15 protein-coding genes are annotated in these 16,518 nt (G+C 73.6%); 7 read left to right on the top strand and 8 right to left on the bottom strand.

Annotated features, from left to right (window positions below; genetic code table 11):
• Window positions 1–2,040, top strand: coding sequence for a PhoX family protein (locus IF54_RS0118730; protein ID WP_030320054.1), 2,040 nt, complete (start codon window positions 1–3; stop codon window positions 2,038–2,040).
• A 14-nt stretch (window positions 2,041–2,054) separates the two neighbouring features.
• Here the strand turns inward: IF54_RS0118730 and IF54_RS0118725 are convergent, their stop codons facing one another.
• A complete protein-coding gene (locus tag IF54_RS0118725; protein WP_030320051.1) occupies window positions 2,055–3,011 on the bottom strand; it encodes a LysR family transcriptional regulator in 957 nt (318 codons plus the stop codon).
• A 150-nt stretch (window positions 3,012–3,161) separates the two neighbouring features.
• On the opposite strand from IF54_RS0118725, the gene snpA reads away from it, so the two are divergent.
• Window positions 3,162–3,824, top strand: coding sequence for a snapalysin (gene snpA / locus IF54_RS0118720; protein WP_030320049.1), 663 nt, complete (start codon window positions 3,162–3,164; stop codon window positions 3,822–3,824).
• Window positions 3,825–3,947: 123 nt separating this feature from the next.
• Here snpA and IF54_RS0118715 read toward each other — a convergent pair whose 3' ends face one another.
• The 3 genes from IF54_RS0118715 to IF54_RS0118705 are packed head-to-tail and all read right to left on the bottom strand — an operon-like array spanning window position 3,948 to window position 7,632.
• Entirely contained in the window at window positions 3,948–5,873 is a 1,926-nt protein-coding gene (locus IF54_RS0118715; RefSeq protein ID WP_030320047.1) for an FUSC family protein, read from the bottom strand.
• A 45-nt stretch (window positions 5,874–5,918) separates the two neighbouring features.
• The gene (locus IF54_RS0118710) at window positions 5,919–6,866 is read right to left on the bottom strand and encodes an endonuclease/exonuclease/phosphatase family protein (RefSeq protein ID WP_030320044.1); all 948 of its coding nucleotides are present in this window, start codon (window positions 6,864–6,866) and stop codon (window positions 5,919–5,921) included.
• Between the two features lie 10 nt (window positions 6,867–6,876).
• Window positions 6,877–7,632 (bottom strand): alpha/beta fold hydrolase, encoded by a 756-nt coding sequence (locus IF54_RS0118705; RefSeq protein WP_030320043.1) that lies wholly within the window; start codon window positions 7,630–7,632, stop codon window positions 6,877–6,879.
• An 82-nt stretch (window positions 7,633–7,714) separates the two neighbouring features.
• Here IF54_RS0118705 and IF54_RS0118700 point away from each other — a divergent pair, with 82 nt between their 5' ends.
• A complete protein-coding gene (locus IF54_RS0118700) occupies window positions 7,715–9,043 on the top strand; it encodes a PLP-dependent aminotransferase family protein (protein ID WP_030320041.1) in 1,329 nt (442 codons plus the stop codon).
• On the opposite strand, the gene IF54_RS0118695 is transcribed toward IF54_RS0118700, so the two are convergent.
• Window positions 8,952–9,779 (bottom strand): hypothetical protein, encoded by an 828-nt coding sequence (locus IF54_RS0118695; RefSeq protein ID WP_030320039.1) that lies wholly within the window; start codon window positions 9,777–9,779, stop codon window positions 8,952–8,954. The genes IF54_RS0118700 and IF54_RS0118695 overlap by 92 nt on opposite strands.
• Before the next feature lie 177 nt (window positions 9,780–9,956).
• Between IF54_RS0118695 and IF54_RS0118690 the strand changes: the two genes are divergently transcribed.
• Complete coding sequence (locus IF54_RS0118690; protein WP_030320038.1) at window positions 9,957–10,478, top strand: SH3 domain-containing protein; 522 nt, start codon at window positions 9,957–9,959, stop codon at window positions 10,476–10,478.
• Window positions 10,479–10,561: 83 nt separating this feature from the next.
• Here the strand turns inward: IF54_RS0118690 and IF54_RS0118685 are convergent, their stop codons facing one another.
• Window positions 10,562–10,990 (bottom strand): hypothetical protein, encoded by a 429-nt coding sequence (locus IF54_RS0118685; protein WP_030320035.1) that lies wholly within the window; start codon window positions 10,988–10,990, stop codon window positions 10,562–10,564.
• 168 nt (window positions 10,991–11,158) lie between these two features.
• Here IF54_RS0118685 and IF54_RS0118680 point away from each other — a divergent pair, with 168 nt between their 5' ends.
• Window positions 11,159–12,709, top strand: coding sequence for a hypothetical protein (locus IF54_RS0118680; RefSeq protein WP_030320034.1), 1,551 nt, complete (start codon window positions 11,159–11,161; stop codon window positions 12,707–12,709).
• Here IF54_RS0118680 and IF54_RS0118675 read toward each other — a convergent pair.
• The gene (locus IF54_RS0118675) at window positions 12,706–13,941 is read right to left on the bottom strand and encodes an amidohydrolase (protein ID WP_030320032.1); all 1,236 of its coding nucleotides are present in this window, start codon (window positions 13,939–13,941) and stop codon (window positions 12,706–12,708) included. The genes IF54_RS0118680 and IF54_RS0118675 overlap by 4 nt on opposite strands.
• 134 nt (window positions 13,942–14,075) lie before the next feature.
• Between IF54_RS0118675 and IF54_RS0118670 the strand changes: the two genes are divergently transcribed.
• A complete protein-coding gene (locus IF54_RS0118670; RefSeq protein WP_030320030.1) occupies window positions 14,076–14,627 on the top strand; it encodes a tellurite resistance TerB family protein in 552 nt (183 codons plus the stop codon).
• A 90-nt stretch (window positions 14,628–14,717) separates the two neighbouring features.
• Here the strand turns inward: IF54_RS0118670 and IF54_RS0118665 are convergent, their stop codons facing one another.
• The gene (locus IF54_RS0118665; protein WP_030320028.1) at window positions 14,718–14,915 is read right to left on the bottom strand and encodes a hypothetical protein; all 198 of its coding nucleotides are present in this window, start codon (window positions 14,913–14,915) and stop codon (window positions 14,718–14,720) included.
• A 123-nt stretch (window positions 14,916–15,038) separates the two neighbouring features.
• Between IF54_RS0118665 and IF54_RS0118660 the strand changes: the two genes are divergently transcribed.
• On the top strand, window positions 15,039–16,385 hold the full coding sequence (locus IF54_RS0118660) for a helix-turn-helix domain-containing protein (protein WP_030320025.1): 1,347 nt from the start codon (window positions 15,039–15,041) through the stop codon (window positions 16,383–16,385).
• Window positions 16,386–16,518: the final 133 nt, after the last annotated feature.

Genomic DNA, 16,518 nt, shown 5'->3' with positions numbered 1-16,518 from the left:
GTGCGTGTACAGCTGCCGTTGATCAACGCCGTCCATGGGCGGTCCGCCCTGACCTGTCGTTTCCGGTGCGGGGACGCCTGTTCTCAGCCCGCGCCCAACACCTCCGCCAACCCGTACGTCGGCGACGTGATCGCCGCCGCGCTCAGCCGTCGTTCGGTGATGCGGGCCGCCGCCGTCGTGACCGTCGCGGCCGCCGCCGGCACCGCCGTCGCCGTTCCCGACGCCGAAGCCGCCCCGAGGAAGGGCACGCCCCACGGCAAGGCCGCCCGCGGCCTCCGGTTCGCGCCCGTCGCGCCCAACACCGCCGACACCGTGACCGTCCCGGCCGGCTACGCCCAGAACGTCGTCGTGCGCTGGGGCGAGCCCATTCTGCGCGGGGCCCCGGCCTTCGACCCGGAGCGGCAGACCGCCGCCGCCCAGGCCGGTCAGTTCGGGTACAACAACGACTTCCTCGCGCTGCTGCCCCTCCCGGGCGAGCGGGGTCGGCAGGTGCTCGTCGCCAACCACGAGTACACCGACGAGGTGCTGATGTTCCGCGGCTACGACGCCGCCAACCCCACTCGCGAGCAGGTCGAGATCGCCTGGGCCGCGCACGGACTCGGTGTCGTCGTCGTGGAGGAGAACAAGAAGAACGGCGCCCTCACCCTCGTCCCCCGGCACCCCCTCAACCGGCGCGTCACCGCCACCACCGAGTTCCGGCTGACCGGGCCCGCCGCCGGGTCCGAGCTGCTGAGGACGTCCGCCGACCCCACCGGCCGGAAGGTCCTCGGCACGCTCAACAACTGCTCCGGCGGGACCACGCCCTGGGGCACCACCCTGCACGGCGAGGAGAACTTCAACCAGTACTTCGCCAATGCCTCCCGGACCACCGACAAGCGGTACGGGATCGGGACCGGCGCCAGCGAGCGCAAGTGGGAGCGGTTCGACCGGCGGTTCGACGTGGCCCAGGAGCCCAACGAGCCCCACCGCTTCGGGTACGTCGTCGAACTCGACCCGTACGACCCGTCCTCCACGCCCCGCAAGCACACCGCGCTCGGCCGGTTCAAGCACGAGGGAGCGACCGTACGGCTGACGCACGACGGGCGGCCGGTGGTGTACTCCGGGGACGACGAGCGGTTCGACTACTTCTACAAGTTCGTCGGCAGCAAGCGGATGCGCAAGGGCGCCGGACGGGCCGTGCGGGAGCACAATCTCTCGCTGCTCGACGAGGGGACCCTGTACGTCGCCCGGCTCACCGGTGACTCCCCCGCCCTCGAGATCGACGGGACCGGGACGCTGCCCGCCGACGGGGAGTTCGACGGCGGTGGGGAGTGGATCCCGCTGGCCACGGCCACCGCCAAGGGTGCCGTGTCGCACGTCGAGGGCATGACCGCCGACGAGGTGTTCGTGTTCACGCGGCTCGCCGGGGACAAGGTCGGCGCGACGAAGATGGACCGGCCCGAGGACATCGAGCCCAACCCGCGCACCGGCAAGGTGTACGTCGCCCTGACGAACAACACCAACCGCGGTGTCGGTGCGAACGCCCCGGCCGACGAGGCCAACCCCCGCAACGCCAACAAGCACGGGCACGTCCTCGAACTCACCGAGCGGTGGAACCGGGCCGACAGCACCGAGTTCGGCTGGACGCTGTTCCTCGTCGCCGGGGACCCGGAGGATCCGGCCACCTACTTCGCCGGGTTCCCGAAGGACCACGTCAGCCCCATCTCCTGCCCGGACAACGTGGCCTTCGATCCGCACGGCAACCTGTGGATCTCCACCGACGGCAACCAGCTCGGCTCCCACGACGGCCTGTTCGGGGTCGCGACCCGGGGCGAGCGGCGCGGTGAGCTCAAGCAGTTCCTGACCGTGCCGACCGGGGCGGAGACCTGCGGTCCGCTGGTCCAGGACCGGCGGGTGCTGGTGGCCGTGCAGCACCCCGGTGAGATCAACGGGGCGACGGTCGAGAAGCCGGCGAGCACCTGGCCCGACGGCCCGGGGAAGATCGTCCGTCCGGCGGTCGTGTCGGTGTGGCGCAAGGACGGCACGGACATCGGAGTCTGATCCGGACAAGTGCCTCAGGGAACGGCCGGAACCGTCGGTCGCCGCTCCCCGCACCCCGCACCGCCCCGTTCCAGCCATTCCCGGTACGCCGGTGCCTGCCGTGCGCTCTCCCAGTACGCCTCCTCCAGCGCGGGACGGACCCCGTCCAGGTCCGTCTCGGTGCGGGCCGCCAGGAGGAGCCGTACGCCGAGCGGGTCGCCGTGCAGCCGTCGTACCGCCATGTCGGGGCGGGGCACCCGGGTGGGCTGGCAGACGGTGACGACCTCGCCGGTGGCGACCAGGGCGTCAGCTGTGTGGTAATCACCGTGCAGGACAGCGGGGCTGACGCCCGCCGCGCGGAACATCCGCTGCACGGCGTCCCATTCGCCGTCGACCGTGGGGTCGATCATCCAGCGGTCCCCGGCCAGGTCGGCGAGGGTGACCACGGGCTTCGCGGCCGCCGGATGGTCCGCAGGCAAGGACACGAACTGCGGCTCGCGTTCGACCAGGACGCGCAGGCACAGCTCGCGCGGGATGCGCAGCGGGCAGCCCTCCACCTCGTGCACGAAGGCCACGTCGAGCTGGCCGTCGGCGACCATGCGCAGCAGCGCGTTGGGGGAGACGTTCATGTGGAGGGTGGGGTCCTGGCCGTGGGCGCGCAGCCGGCGCAGCCAGCCCGACAGGGCCCGGCTCGCGGTGGAGCCGACACGGAGTTGAGGGCCGCCCGTCGCGGCCGCGCGGGCGTCGGCCACCAGGGAGCGCATCTCGGCCAGCAGGGGGCGGGCGCGGCTGAGGACGAGCCGGCCCAGCGGGGTGGGGCGGCAGCCGGATCTGGCGCGGACGAACAGCGCGCCGCCCAGGGCCTGTTCGATCCGGCGCAGCTGGGTACTCAGCGACGGCTGGGCGACGCCCAGCTGACGGGCGGCCCGGTGCAGGCTGCCGGTGTCGGCTATGGCCACCACCGCGCGGAGGTGTCTCACCTCGAGGTCCATGCGACCGGAGGGTAAGGCGGGGGCAGGGGTTGCACCAGGGGTGGGCAACCGCGGTGATAGGACCGCGCTATCACCGGTTGGCATCATCACAGCCGCCGCACAGGCGCCGACACTCGCATCGACGACTCACCCCCCACCAAGGAGTCCTCGATGCGCAAGCACACCCATGCCCTCACCGCCACGGCGGTCGCCCTCGGTCTGGCAACGGCCGGTCTGGTCACGGCGGTTCCCGCCGCCGCGGCACCGGAGCCCGCGCCGCGGGCCGGCTACACCGCGACCACGACGACGGACACCAGCGAGGCGTTCTTCCAGGCCGTCCTCGCGTCCGTGGCCGAGAAGCGGGCCGCGAACCCGGACAGCGCCGCGGCCGTCACCGTGGTCTACGACGCCTCCCGGGCGCCCACGTTCAGCTCCCAGATAAGCCGCAGCGCCCAGATATGGAACAGCTCGGTGTCGAACGTCAGACTCCAGTCGGGGTCCGCGGCGAGCGCCGACTTCTCCTACCGGGAGGGCAACGACTCGCGCGGTTCGTACGCCTCGACCGACGGTCACGGCAGCGGCTACGTCTTCCTGGACTACCGGCAGAACCAGCAGTACGACTCCACCCGGGTCACCGCCCATGAGACGGGCCATGTGCTCGGGCTGCCGGACCACTACTCCGGTCCGTGCAGCGAGCTGATGTCGGGCGGCGGCCCCGGCACGTCCTGCACCAACGCGATTCCGAACTCCGCCGAGCGCAGCCGGGTGAACCAGCTGTGGGCCAACGGCCTGGCCGCGGCCATGGACAAGGCCCTGCACAAGTCCGACCGCTAGCCCCCGACCACCAGCCGCCACCCCCCACCCCGGTGCGGGCCGCCCACCACGAGAGGGCGGCCCGCACCGGCACGTGAGGGCGGCCCGCACCGGCATGAGGCCGGCGCGGTGCGGCGATCGGGGTCAGCGCGGTGACGTGATCGCCCGCGCCGCCGCGACCTCCTGGCGCACCGGCTCCAGCACGCTGCCCGCGGGCCCGGTGAGGTCGGTGCGGACCTCGTAGAGGGTCTCCGCCTCGCGCAGGCCGTCCGCCAACTCCCGCAGTTGCAGGGTCACCTGGCCGACCTCGGCGGACGACGGTGGCGGCGCTCCGTGGCGTACACGGACCCGTGCGGCGGTCGTGGCGTCCACGATCCGTTCCACCGCGACGACCAGCGGCCACCAGGCCGCGGCCCGCCGTCCCGTGGGCGGCGGTTCGGTCAGGGCCCGCTGGAACTCGGTGCGGACCACCGAGAGGTCGCGGTAGAGACGGCGGCGCATGCGGGCGTGCGCGGCCGGTTCGACGCCGCTGCCGAACGCGCCCTCCACATAGGCCGCAGTGTCCGCCACCGCGTCCGCCAGACGGTCGCCCACCCGGGTGTGCCAGCTCTCCGGCCACAGCAGATACCCCGCGACCAGGGCGATGGCACAGCCCATCAGGGAGTCCAGCAGGCGGGGCATCAGCAGGGCGGTGCCCTGGTGGTTGAGGATGTCCGACAGGAGCAGGATCACCGGGGTGATGGCGGCCGTCTGGTAGCCGTAGCCCCGAGGGGTGAGCGCCGGGATCAGCGGGGCGAGCAGCAGCATCACCGGTACGTCCCACCACCCGCGCGGCACCTGGGAGAGCACCGCCGCGGCGACCACCAGCCCGGCCACCGTGCCCAGCGCCCGCAGCAGCGCCCGGGAGAACACCGAGCCGAAGTCGGGCTTGAGGACGAACGTGATCGTCAGGGCCACCCAGTAGGAACGGGGGACGGGGACGATCGAGACCAGTGCCTGGGCCAGCCCGATGCACAGCGCGAGGCGGAGCCCGTAGCGCCAGGACGCCGCCGACAGGGCCACGTTGCGCGCGGCGCGGGCGGCCCGTACGCCGAGTGCGGCCGGGCGGCCGAGGCGGTCGTCGATGCCGCGCGGGTCCACGTCCGGCACGGCGACCACCTCGGCGGCGTGCCGCAGGGCGTGGTCGACGGCCCGGCTGGTCTCCGACACCGGCACGGGCAGCTTCAGGCCGATGGGGCCGGTGTAGCCGGTCTCCACCGCCCGCGCGAGGTGGCGGACCGTGTCGGGGATCTCCGGTGCCAGCGGCCGGCCGGACAGATGGGCGGCGGGGGCGGCCTCCACCACCGGCGTGATGGCATTCAACTGGGCGAGCAGCCGGGTCAGTTCGGGGCTGCGGCCGTGGTGGCGGGCGCGCCGGGCGAGGACCAGGTCGTACGACTGGTTCAGGGACTGGGTGACGGCATGCCGTGCCTCGTCGTACTCGGCGCGGCCGCAGGCGGCCATCAGCTCGGCCACCGTCCGGTAGGTGGCCGCCACCGCCGCCCGTTCCGGCACCCCGGACCTGAGCGGCCAGGCCAGCAGGGCCAGGAGCAGGACGAGCAGGCCGCCGCCGGTCATCAGCAGCGGGGCGAGCCACCAGTCGCCGGGCATCGGAAGGCCCGCGCCGACGACGGAGTTCAGCAGCAGGAGCAGACCGGAGACGGAGGCGACCGCGCCGATCGTCGAGATCATCCCGGAGACGAGCGCGACCGCGGTGACCGCGCAGACGGCGATCCAGCCCTGGCCGTACACCACGGCTCCGAGCGTGATGCCGACGGCGCCGAACAGCTGGGGGATCGCGATGTTGAGGATGCGCATGCGGTAGGCGTCGGCGGTGTCGCCGATGACTCCGGACAGGGCGCCCATGGAGGCGAGGGCGCCGTACGCGGCCTGGTCGACGGCGAGTCCGATCGCCAGTGGAAGGGACATCGCGACGGCCGCGCGTGCCACTGCGGCCCGGTTGACGGGAGCCTGCTGGGCTTGGAGGTTCCGGACCAGCCAGTCGGGCGGGGTGAGGCCGATGCGGGACATGCGCTCATTATGAACACCCAGGTCAAGCGGTCACCGGGGCACCGCTCACCCGGGCTCGTGCAGGGTGATGTCGACCAGCAGGGCGCGGTGGTCGGTGTCCGCGAGGTCCAGGAAGCGGGCGTCGCCCGCCGAGAAGGCGGCCGACACCAGGACGTGGTCGATCTGGGCCCCGATCACCGGGGCGGTGCGGGCCGGCCAGGTGGGGGTGCGGCCGGAGCCGGCGAGGCGGGCCGCGTCACGCAGCCCGGTGTCGAGGAGCGCGCGGAAGGCCGCGTGGTCCTGCGAGGCGTTGAAGTCGCCTGCCAGGACGGTGGGTTCAGTCCCCCGGGAGGCGGCGAAGTTGCGCAGGGCGCCCAACTCCCGCCGCCATGGCGCCAGCTGTCCCGGCAGGGGCGGCATCGGGTGCGCCAGTTGCAGGCGTACGGCGTGACCGTGCACGTCGGCGACGGCTCCCGGCATGCCCATGGTCGCGTGAACGGCGGGGGCGGCCCGCAGCGGGAAGCGGCTCAGGATGACGGACCCCGTGGAGCCGGCGCCCTCCACGGACCGCCGGTACGGGTACTCCCCGGCGAGGGTCTGCCGCAGGGTCGCCGAGCAACCGTAATCGCACTCCTCCACGAACACGACGTCCGGTTCCTCCCGGCGTACGGCGGCGACCAGGGCGTCGGTGGCCCGCCCGAACTCGACGTTGGAGGTGAGGACTTCCACCGTGGCGAGCACCCGGCCGCCAGGTTCGGTGTCCGTGCCGTAAGGGGCGAGGAACCAGGCCAGCAGGCCCAGGACGACGGCCGCCCAGACCGTCCCCGGCCACCAGCGGGTGAGCAGGGCGAGGGCCAGGCCGAGGCCCGTGGGCGCGAGCAGCCAGGGCAGGAAGGCGAGGAGCTGGGGGACGGGGGTGACGCCGTCGGTGTCGCCGAGGCGACAGCCGACGACCGCGCTCACGGCGGCGAGGAGCAGGGCGGCGGTCCAGATGCCGAGGCGCCGATGGGTCACCGTGCCGACCCTACGAGCGGGCGTCGACCTGCGCCAGGAACTCCCCGAGCGCGGCGTTGAACTCGGCCGGTCGCTCCAGGTTCGGCAGGTGTGCCGCGCCCTCGATCACGCACAGCCGGGACTCCGGGAGGGCCGCGTGCATCGCCTCCGCGTCGGAGACCGGCGTGTAGGTGTCGTCGGCGCCCACGACCACCAGGGCCGGGACCGTGACGCGGGGCAGCAGCTCACGGTGGTCGGAGCGGGCGGCGCGGGCGCGCAGGGCGGCCGCGGCGGACTCGGGGCGGGTGGCCGTCATCATGCCGAGGACGTGCGCCTTGACCTGGGCGGCGGCGTAGGGCGCGACCATCTTCTCCAGCACCTCCTCCGCGTACCCGGCCATGCCCTCGCGCAGCAGCCGGTCCGCCAAGGCGTGCCGGAATCGCACGCCCTCGGGGGTCTCCGCCGCCGGGAAGGTGTCGGCGAGGACCAGGCCGCGGATCCGCTCGGGGAAGAGCCGGCAGCAGTCCATGACGATCTGGCCGCCCATCGACAGGCCCGCCAGCACACAGGCCGGCACGTCCTGGTCGTCGAGCAGCTCCTCGATGTCCCGGGCGAAGTCCTCGAAGAGCCCCACGGGGTACCCGGCGGATGCGGTGCCGTAGCCGCGCAGGTCGGGGGCGAGGACACGACGGGAGGCGGAGAAGGCCTCGGTCTGCGGGCGCCACATCGTGTGGTCGAAGGGGTGACCGTGCACCAGGACCAGGGGAATCGCCGTCGTCGCCGTCATGGACCGACCGTAGGCGGCCCCCGCTTCTCGGTGCAATAAAATCTTTGCCTTCGGTGCAATCGCAGAGGGTGGGGGAGTTCGAGTGCCCGACTACCGCCGTATCGCCGACCGCATAGCCGCCGACATCACCGCCGGACGGCTCCGGCCCGGCGAACGGCTGCCCCCGCAGCGCAAGTTCGCCCGCCGGCACGGGATCGCCGCGTCCACGGCGGAGCGGGCCTACGGCGAACTCGTCCGGCGTGGCCTGGTCGTCGGGGAGGTCGGGCGCGGCACCTTCGTACGGGCCGGCCTGCCCGAGCGGCCCGGCAGGGGGCTCATCGAGGACGCCGGAGCGCCCGTCAACCTGGAGCTCAACTACCCTTCCGCACCGGGCCAGTCGGACCTGCTCGCCGGCACGCTCGCGGCCCTCCTGCGCCCCGACGCGCTGACCGAGGCCCTGCGCCCCGCGGCCGTCACCGGCACCCCGGCCGCCCGCGAGGCCACGGCCGCCCTGCTCGCCACCCCGGGCTGGCGCCCCGAGCCGGACCGGATCCTCTTCACCGGCAACGCCCGCCAGGCGGTGGCCGCCGCCCTCGCCGCGCTGGTACGGCCGGGCGGCCGGGTCGGGGTCGAGGAGCTGACCTACCCGGTGATCAAGGAGATCGCGGCCCGACTCGGCATCACCCTGGTCCCGCTCGCCACCGACGAGGACGGCCCGCTCCCGGACGCCGTCGCCGCCGCCCACCGCACGGCTCCCCTGTCGGCCCTCTACGTCCAGCCGACCCTGCACAACCCGACCTCCGCGACCATGGGCACCGAGCGCAGGCGGCAACTCGCGGGTACGGTCACCGCCTTGGACATCCCCGTCGTGGAGGACCGCATCTGGTCGTTCCTCGCCCAGGCCGACGACCCGCTCGCCGCCCTCGCCCCCGAACACACCCTGGTCGTCGACGGGCTCTCCAAGCGGGTCGCGCCGGGGCTCACGGTCGGCTTCCTCGTCGTCCCCCGGCCGCTCACCGAGACGGTGGCCGACGCCGTCCGCTCCGGCGGCTGGAGCGCGGGCCGGTTCGCGCTGGAGGCGGGGACGGGGTGGATGGCCGACGGGACCGTGGCACGGCTGGTCGCGGCGAAACGGGCCGACGCGGCGCACCGGCAACGGCTGCTCGCCGCCTGCCTGGACGGGTTCGCCGTACGGTCCGATCCGCGCGCCTACTACGCCTGGTGGCGGCTCCCCGCGCCCTGGCGGGCGGAGACCTTCACGGCCGCCGCCGCGGCGCTCGGCATCGCCCTGACGCCCGGACCGTCCTTCGCCGTCGGCCCGCACCGCACCCCGGACGCGGTCAGGCTCGGGCTCGGGTCGGCTCCGGTGCCGGATCTGGAACGGGCGCTGCGGACCCTCGCCGGGCTCGCGGCGAGCCGTAGCGACCGGTGATCCAGCAGGTCAGGGCCACCACCAGACCGACGGTCACCAGCAGCCAGGACACCGTGCGGAGGGTGGCCGTCAGCGCGTCGTAGACGGCGCCCGCGGCCGGGCGGTGGACCGGGTCCGGCAGGTCGGTGATCGTGAGGTGGCGGCCCACGGCGACGGCGAGACCGAGCAGCGCGCCGCCGAGCGCGGTGCCGAGTGCGGTCGCGGTGAGGGCGCGGCGGCGGCAGGCCGCGACCGCGATCCCGCTGACGGCGAGGACGGCGGCCGTGACGGGCAGCCAGAAACCGGCGACTTCGAGCACGTCGTAGCCCTTCCTCAGGCGGTCGAGTTCGGCGGCCGGGAGCACGGCCACCTTGGCCCGGGGCAGGACCTCGGACAGGTGTCCCGGGGCCAGTCGGCGTCCCACCTCGGCCAGGTCGACGGTCACCTCGCGCCGGCTGTCGTCGTGCAGCGCGCTCCACACGGCGTCGTGGACGGCCCGGTTGCCGGCGTCCCACGCGGCGGGGAAGGCCGGGGTGCGGGCGAAGTCGTGCACGAAGGGCCGCAGCGGTGCGTCGACCTCGTCCTCCATCGCGCCCCGTACGGCGGGGTCGGCGGCCAGCGGTGCCATCGCGGTGACGTACCGGCCCGGATCGGCGAGGCCGTACGCCGCCCAGGCCGCCAGCGCGCCGAACGGCACCAGAAGACAGGCCACGGCGATCAGGGCGGCCGACAGGGCGCCACGGACACGGGGGGTCACCCCTCCAGGCAAGACCGCCGAAGGCGACCGCGCGAGCCGTGGAGCTGCGGATTAGGCCCTCCGGTGGAGGGTTCACCCGAACGGGTGTCTCATGGATCAAGAGGGAACCGGGAAATCCGGGGAAATCCGGGGGAAGTGGGGGACATCGGGGGGCATCGGGGAGAAGGAGGCCGATCCATGCACCGCACCCCTACGGCCCTGCGGACCCTGGCCGTGGCCCTGCTCACCGGCGCGACGCTCGCCGTCCCGGCGGCGGGCACCTTCGCCGCGGCAGCCCCGCCCACGCACGCCGAAGGCCACGGTCGAGGCGGTCCGATCTGGGGCACCATCGTCTCCCGCACCGCACTCAACGTGCGGGACGCGCCCACCACGCACTCCGCGGTCGTCGACCGGCTCGCACCGGGCAGTCGGGACCGCATCGAGTGCATGGTCCGCGGACAGAGCGTCAACGGCAACCCGTACTGGTACTGGTTCACCGGGGCCGAGGGCTGGGTCAGCGCCGCGTTCGTCGACACCGCGGGACGTCCCGTGCCGGCCTGCGCGGACCCGTGTCCGCAGTGGAAGAACGACACCTGGAACAACGCCGACTGGAGCGACCCGGACTGGAACGCCGGTTCCGACACGTGGGCGGATTCCGGGACCGTGTCCTTCAGCTTCTCGGGCTCCTGGACCTGGACCGTGACCGGATCGTCGGGATGAGGGAAAGGTCCTCGGGATGAGGGAAAGGTGGGCCCCCTGGCCGGTCTCCCGGCCAGGGGGCCCACCGCTGTTCCCGGACCCTCTCAGCGGATCCGGTTCCCCTCGGCGTCCTCGTGGGTGTAGTAGCGGTAGAAGAACACGACGAAGATGCCCGCCGCGACCGCGAGCCCCAGCGCCACCGAGCGCAGCACGCTCTCCCCGGTCTGGCTGTACAGGAACCCGACGGCCGCGCCGGCGAAACCGGACTTCACGGCCGAGTGGAGCTCTCGCTTCAGCAGCGGGGCGAAGGTCGCCACGGCCAGGCACAGCACGATGAACGCGAGCGCCGTCACACACCCGAACAGGACGTTCCAGCCGGTGATCGGCCCGCCGTCCCTGCGGTTGGCCGCCGCCCAGTAGCCGTAGACCAGCCCCAGGGCCACGGGGATGCCGTACCGGGCCGCGCGATGGACCTTCGGGCTGAACACGTCGGGTGTCCGGGCGAAACCGCCCGCGGGTGCCGCATGAGCCATGAGAGCACTCCTCTCTCCGCCCCCCGGTATGCCCCTGCCTTCCAGAGCACACCTGGAGAGGGTCCCTGGCAAGTCGAAAGGGGCGTTTGCCGTCCCGGGAACTGCCCTTGCCTGCCGCAGCGGTTACCGTGCTGCGGTAAGTGATCGACGGGGGATGGGGAGGGAACGATGCCCGGGACCGTGCTGCTGCTCGCCGCCTCACCGGTGGGCAAGAGCTGTCTGGTGGACGCGGCGTCCGTGCTTCCCGTCCTCGCCGCGGTGCCGCCCGCCGTGCTCTCCGGCACCGACACCGCCAACGTCGTCGAACTCGCCGACCCCCTGGAACCGCAGGCCGTCCTGACCCGGCTGCGTGCCGTCGCGGCCACGCCCGGTCCGCTCACCGTGTTCGTCGCCGGCCAGCTCGCCCTGGACCGGCGCCAGCATCTGCCCCACCTCGCGCTGGCCCGCACCACGCCGGCCACGGTCCGCTACACCGCGCTGCCCTGGCAGTGGATCCGCGAGGAGTTCCGGCTGCGGACGCCGGGTTCGACGACGCTCTTCCTCGATCTGCACGCCGACGCGGAGACCTGGGGATGGCTGCGGACGCACGCCCTCGACTCCGGGCGCAACAACGCGGTGTACGGGCGGATCGCGCCCCCGCCGTCCCGCCGCAAGGTCGCTGTGCCGGCGTACATGAAGACGATCGCGACGATCCTCCGCAGCGGTCACCGCCCGGCGGAACCGGACCTCCACCAACAGGCCTTCGGCCGCCTGGGCAGCGAGGCGTACGGCGACATCGTGCTGACGGTGCCGTCGGTGCCGGTGGCGGCGCCTGGCAGGGTGCCGCCGGGGCGGGGGGTGACGGGGGTTTGGCCGGGGGCGCCGGTTCAGGGGGGTGCCTCGGCGCAGGGTGCAGTGCCGGTTGCGCCGGTGGGGTCGGTTCAGCCGGCGGTGCCGGCGCAGGGTGTGGTGTCGGTTCCGGGGGGCGCTTCGGTCCCTTCGGTCGCCTCGGTCGCCTCGGTCCCTTCGGTCCCTTCGGTTCAGGTGGGGGGCCCGGAGCAGGGGGTGGTTGCGGCCCAGCGGGTGGCTCCGGCGTCGGGGGTGGCCCCGGCTCAGCGGGTGGCTCCGGCGTCGGGGGTGGCCCCGGCTCAGGGGGTGGCTCCAACTCAGGAGTTGGTGCCGGCTCATGGTGCGGCTCCGGCTCAGCAGGGTGCCCCGGCCCAGGAGTCCCCCCGTACCCAGGACGTGCCCCCGGTTCCGCGGTTCGCCCCCGCTCGGCAGGTCGTTCCCGGTCGGTCCTCCGGGGCGGCGGAGTCCGTGGATCCCCACGCCTACATCGCCGCCGCCGTGCAGGAGGGGCGGCATCAGGATGCCGAAGTCGTTGCCGCCGCTCATGGGGAGGCCGCCGCCCGTGACCACGGGGCCGCGTCCGAGCAGGCTCTGCACTGGGCCGAGGTACGGGCGGATCTGGCGATGTTCGCCGGGGACCCGGTGCGTAGCTGCCGGATCTGGCTGACCGTGGCCGAGGCGCGGCTCGGGGCCGGGCAGGCTGTGGACGCGGGGCCCGTGGAGACGGCCGTGGACCGTGCCCACCACCAGTGGGCGCTGGTCCGTGACGTGGAGCAGGTGCGGCAACTCGGCATCGTGCTGGCCGGGTTGCGGATGCGGGTGCCCGGACGCCGGCAGGGCGCGCTGGAGAACGTGCAGACCCAGCTGAGGAAACTCCAGATGCAGGGTTAGGCGAGCATCGCCAGCGCTCCCGAGACCAGCGTGCGCACGCCCGGCCCGACCACCGACAGGTCCGGCGCGAAGTGCGGGCTGTGGTTGCTCGGCACCGCGTCGAACTTCTCCCACAGGTCCGCGCCGGGTGCCGCCTCCCAGACGTCGGCCGGGGTGGAGGTCACGAACCAGTACGAGTAAGGGAGTTCACCGAGCGCGAGCTTCGAGAAGTCCTCGCTGCCCATCGCCGGGCCGGGGTCGAAGACGGTCACGGCGCCGAAGACCTCGCGGTGCACGGCGGCGATCCGGTGGTCGGTCTCCGGGTCGTTGACCGTGACCGGGAACGAGCCGCCGGGGATCACCTCCGGCTCGCGCGGGCAGCCCGCCGCGTGGCACTCACCCGCGGCGATCCGGCGGATCGCGGTCAGCATCCGGTCCCGGACCGCGTCCGACTGGGTGCGCAGGTTGAGGGAGATCCGGGCGGTCGACGGGATGATGTTGGGGGCCGTGCCCGCCTCGATCCGGCCGACGGTCAGCACGGCCTGCTCCCGCGGCCTGATCTCCCGGCTGACCACCGTCTGGAGCCGCGTGACGATGTAGGCGGCCGTCACCACCGGGTCGACGGTGGTCTCGGGCCGCGATCCGTGGCCGCCCCGGCCGTGCACCACGATCTCCACGTCCGTGGTCGCGGACATGATCAGGCCGGGCACGTGCGGGTACAGCCCGGCCGGCCCGGGCGCGACATGCTGGCCCAGCAGCACGTCCGGGCGCGGGACACGGTCGTAGAGCCCGTCGGCGACCATCGCGGCCGCCCCACCGCCGCTCTCCTCGGCGGGCTGGCCGACCAGCACCAGCGTCCCCGACCAGGCGTCCCTGCCGTCCGCGAGCGCCCGCGCGGCCCCCGCGAGCCATGTCACGTGCAGGTCGTGCCCGCAGGCGTGCATCACGCCGGGCGCCTGGGAGGCGTACGGCAGTCCGGTGCGCTCCTCCACCGGCAGTGCGTCCATGTCGGCGCGCAGCAGGACGGTCGGCCCGTCCCCGTTGCGCAGCACGCCCGCGATCCCGGTGCCGCCGATGCCCTCGACGGTCTCGAAACCGGCCGCTCTCAGCCGCTCGGCGAGCCGGGCCGCCGTGCGGTGCTCCCGGAACGACAGCTCGGGGTGGCGGTGCAGGTCCCGGTAGAAGTCCTCCAGGTCGGGGACCGGGAGGCCGGCGGTGAGGTCCAGCGCGGTACGGGCGGCGGGAGACGTCATGCGGGCAGCGTAGGCGGCGAGGGGGACCCCGGTCCGGGGGCGGGGAGGCCCGCCGACGTCGACTTGGTGGAACCTTTGCCTCGGTGTGTCCGTTGACGGGGTGAGATCACTCAACGAGTACCGAGGTGACGTCGATGGCACTGTTCGACCGGCTCAAGGACCAGGCCAAGAACCTCCAGCAGCAGGCCCAGGGGCGTGGCGCGACGACCGGTGGGCAGGGACACGGCGGCACGCGCGGCGGCGGTTCGCGGGCCCAGCTCGTCGGCGTGCTGAAGACGCAGCTCGGCTCTCTGAAGGCCGAGCTGAAGAGCGGTGCGTACCGGGACGCCAGCATGGCGATGTGCGCGCTGGTCGCCGCCGCCGACGGTCAGGTGGACGCGTCCGAGATGCAGCAGATGGAGTCCTTGATCCTCAGCAACGAGGTGTTGCAGAACTTCCCGCCGGAGCAGCTGCGCCAGCGTTTCCACAAGCATGTGGACCTGCTGACCCGCAATTTCCCGCAGGGCAAGGCGGAGGCGCTCCAGGAGATCGCCAAGGCGGCCAAGAAGCCCACCGAGGCCCGCGCGGTGATCCAGACCGGCATCGTGATCGCCGGTGCGGACGGCCACTTCTCCCAGGCGGAGCAGTCGATCCTGAGGGAGGCGTGCGCGACCCTGGGCCTCCAGCCCGCGGAGTTCCAGCTCTGAGGCGACCTCTCCCCGTAGTTCCAGTTCCGGGGCCACCAGTCCCCGTAGTTCCGGCTCCGAGGCCTTCCGCCGCCGGAGTTCCGGCCGGACTCATTCCGACGTGTGGCCGGTCGTGTGCCCGGTAGTGTGCGCGATGACCTGCTCGACCTGGTGCGTCCGCTCGGCCGGCTGCTCCCCCGCGGCCTTCGCCGGCCCCGCGTTCGCCGCCAGGACGAGCGTGGCCACGGCCACGACCGCGGCGGCGAAACCCCTGGTGTAGCGCGCGGTGGTGCTGGTGCGTCCGAGCACGGCGGCCTCGCAGCGGTGGCGGTGGGTGTCCTGGGGGGTGGCAGTGTATTAAGCACGCTTAATACGCCGTTTAACCTAGGGGCTGCGGGAGCCGAACGGCAAGAGGGACTCGGGGAGTTGGCCATGTCGGAGCGGGACGACCCGGGTGTCATCGGGCGACGGGTGCAGCAGTTGCGGGTCGAACGCGGCCTCACCCAGAAACAGCTGGCCGAACCGGCCTACACCCCGGCCTACATCTCCACTCTGGAGTCCGGCCGGGTACGTCCCTCAGACGACGCGCTCAGGCACCTCGCCGACCGTCTCGGCGTCGGCTTCGACGAACTCGCCACCGGCCGCCCGGCCCACCTCGTCACCGACCTGCGCCTGCGTCTGACCGAGGCCCAGCGCACCCTCGCCACCGGCGAAGCCGAGGAGTCCGCCGAGCAGTACGCCCGCCTCCTCGCCGAGGCCGACGCGCTCGACCTCGCCGACGTACGGGCCGCCGCCCTGCTCGGGCTCGGGGAGTGCGCCGTGGAGACCGGCGAACTCGGCCCCGCCCGGGAGTACTTCGAGCGCGCCGAGCAGGCCCTCGGCGACGGCGTACCCCTGCCCGCCCGGGTCCCGGCCCTGCGCGGCCGCGCCCTTGCCCACTACCTCGCCGGTGAACTCCGCTATTGCGTCTACCTGTTGGAGTCCACCCTCGACGAACTCAACCGCGGCGGCCTCCACGACCCCGACGCCCTGCTTCTCCTCTACGCCAGCGTCATCGGCCCCTACATGGACATGGGCGCCCACGCCCGCGCCGCGCAGGCCGCCGAACTCGCCCTCGCGCTCGCCCCGCAGTCCGGCGACCCCGCCCTTGTCGCCCGTATGCACCGGTCCGTCGCCCGCACCCTGCTCGCCGAGGGCCGCCTCGCGGAGGCCGACGCCTCCCTCGCCAAGGCCGCCGAGCTCTACCGCCGCCTCCAGCTCCGTACCGAGCTCGCCAACTGCCACTGGATGCGCGGCTACGTCTACGCCCAGAACGGCGAACTGGAGCGCGCCGAGGGTGAGTTGCGGCAGGCCCTCGCCATGCTCTCCGCCAAGCGGGCCGCCCTCTACTCCAGCCAGGCCGCCGTCGAACTCGCCGACGTGCTGCACCGGCGCGGCAAGTCCGAGGAGGCCGCCGCCCTGCTCCACGACGTGCTCAGCGACCTCAGCCCCGAGCGCGGGGCCCTGCACTCCGCCGCCGCCCACCGCCTGCTCGGCATCATCGCCGAGGACGCCCGCGACACCGAGGCCGCCGAGGAGCACTACGTGCGCGCCCTGAGCCTGCTGGAGCGGGCCGGCGCCGCGGGCGACCTGGCCGACCTGTGCCGCCTGCTGGGCGACCTGCTGCGTCGTACGGGACGGGTAGAGGCGGCCCTCGACGCCTACCGGACCGGCCTCGGCCACCGCACGGCCCCCGGCACCACGACCCTGGGCCCGGCACCGGCCCAGCCGCCCCTGTGAGGTCCGGCGCCCGTACCGGGTCGGTGCTGGCACAGTCCCTCTGTGACGCGGGGTCGTACGGGCAGCGTCGGAGGCCAGGGGGCGGTCGCCGCCGTCCGGACGGCGGCGACCGCCTTGGTGAGGACCGCGCGTG

The sequence above is a fragment of the Streptomyces sp. NRRL B-3229 genome, from assembly GCF_000719505.1.
GTDB lineage: Bacteria > Actinomycetota > Actinomycetes > Streptomycetales > Streptomycetaceae > Streptomyces > Streptomyces griseorubiginosus.
Note: the sequence above shows the minus strand (reverse complement) of the source record. Positions and strands in the feature narration are given on the sequence as shown.

Excerpts from the sequence above, each read along its gene's own strand:
- snpA (WP_030320049.1), top strand. The coding sequence starts at position 3,162 with ATGCGCAAGCACACCCATGCCCTCACCGCCACGGCGGTCGCCCTCGGT.
- IF54_RS0118725 (WP_030320051.1), bottom strand. The coding sequence starts at position 3,011 with ATGGACCTCGAGGTGAGACACCTCCGCGCGGTGGTGGCCATAGCCGAC.
- IF54_RS0118660 (WP_030320025.1), top strand. The coding sequence starts at position 15,039 with ATGTCGGAGCGGGACGACCCGGGTGTCATCGGGCGACGGGTGCAGCAG.
- IF54_RS0118675 (WP_030320032.1), bottom strand. The coding sequence starts at position 13,941 with ATGACGTCTCCCGCCGCCCGTACCGCGCTGGACCTCACCGCCGGCCTC.
- IF54_RS0118685 (WP_030320035.1), bottom strand. The coding sequence starts at position 10,990 with ATGGCTCATGCGGCACCCGCGGGCGGTTTCGCCCGGACACCCGACGTG.
- IF54_RS0118670 (WP_030320030.1), top strand. The coding sequence starts at position 14,076 with ATGGCACTGTTCGACCGGCTCAAGGACCAGGCCAAGAACCTCCAGCAG.
- IF54_RS0118715 (WP_030320047.1), bottom strand. The coding sequence starts at position 5,873 with ATGTCCCGCATCGGCCTCACCCCGCCCGACTGGCTGGTCCGGAACCTC.
- IF54_RS0118705 (WP_030320043.1), bottom strand. The coding sequence starts at position 7,632 with ATGACGGCGACGACGGCGATTCCCCTGGTCCTGGTGCACGGTCACCCC.
- IF54_RS0118690 (WP_030320038.1), top strand. The coding sequence starts at position 9,957 with ATGCACCGCACCCCTACGGCCCTGCGGACCCTGGCCGTGGCCCTGCTC.
- IF54_RS0118680 (WP_030320034.1), top strand. The coding sequence starts at position 11,159 with ATGCCCGGGACCGTGCTGCTGCTCGCCGCCTCACCGGTGGGCAAGAGC.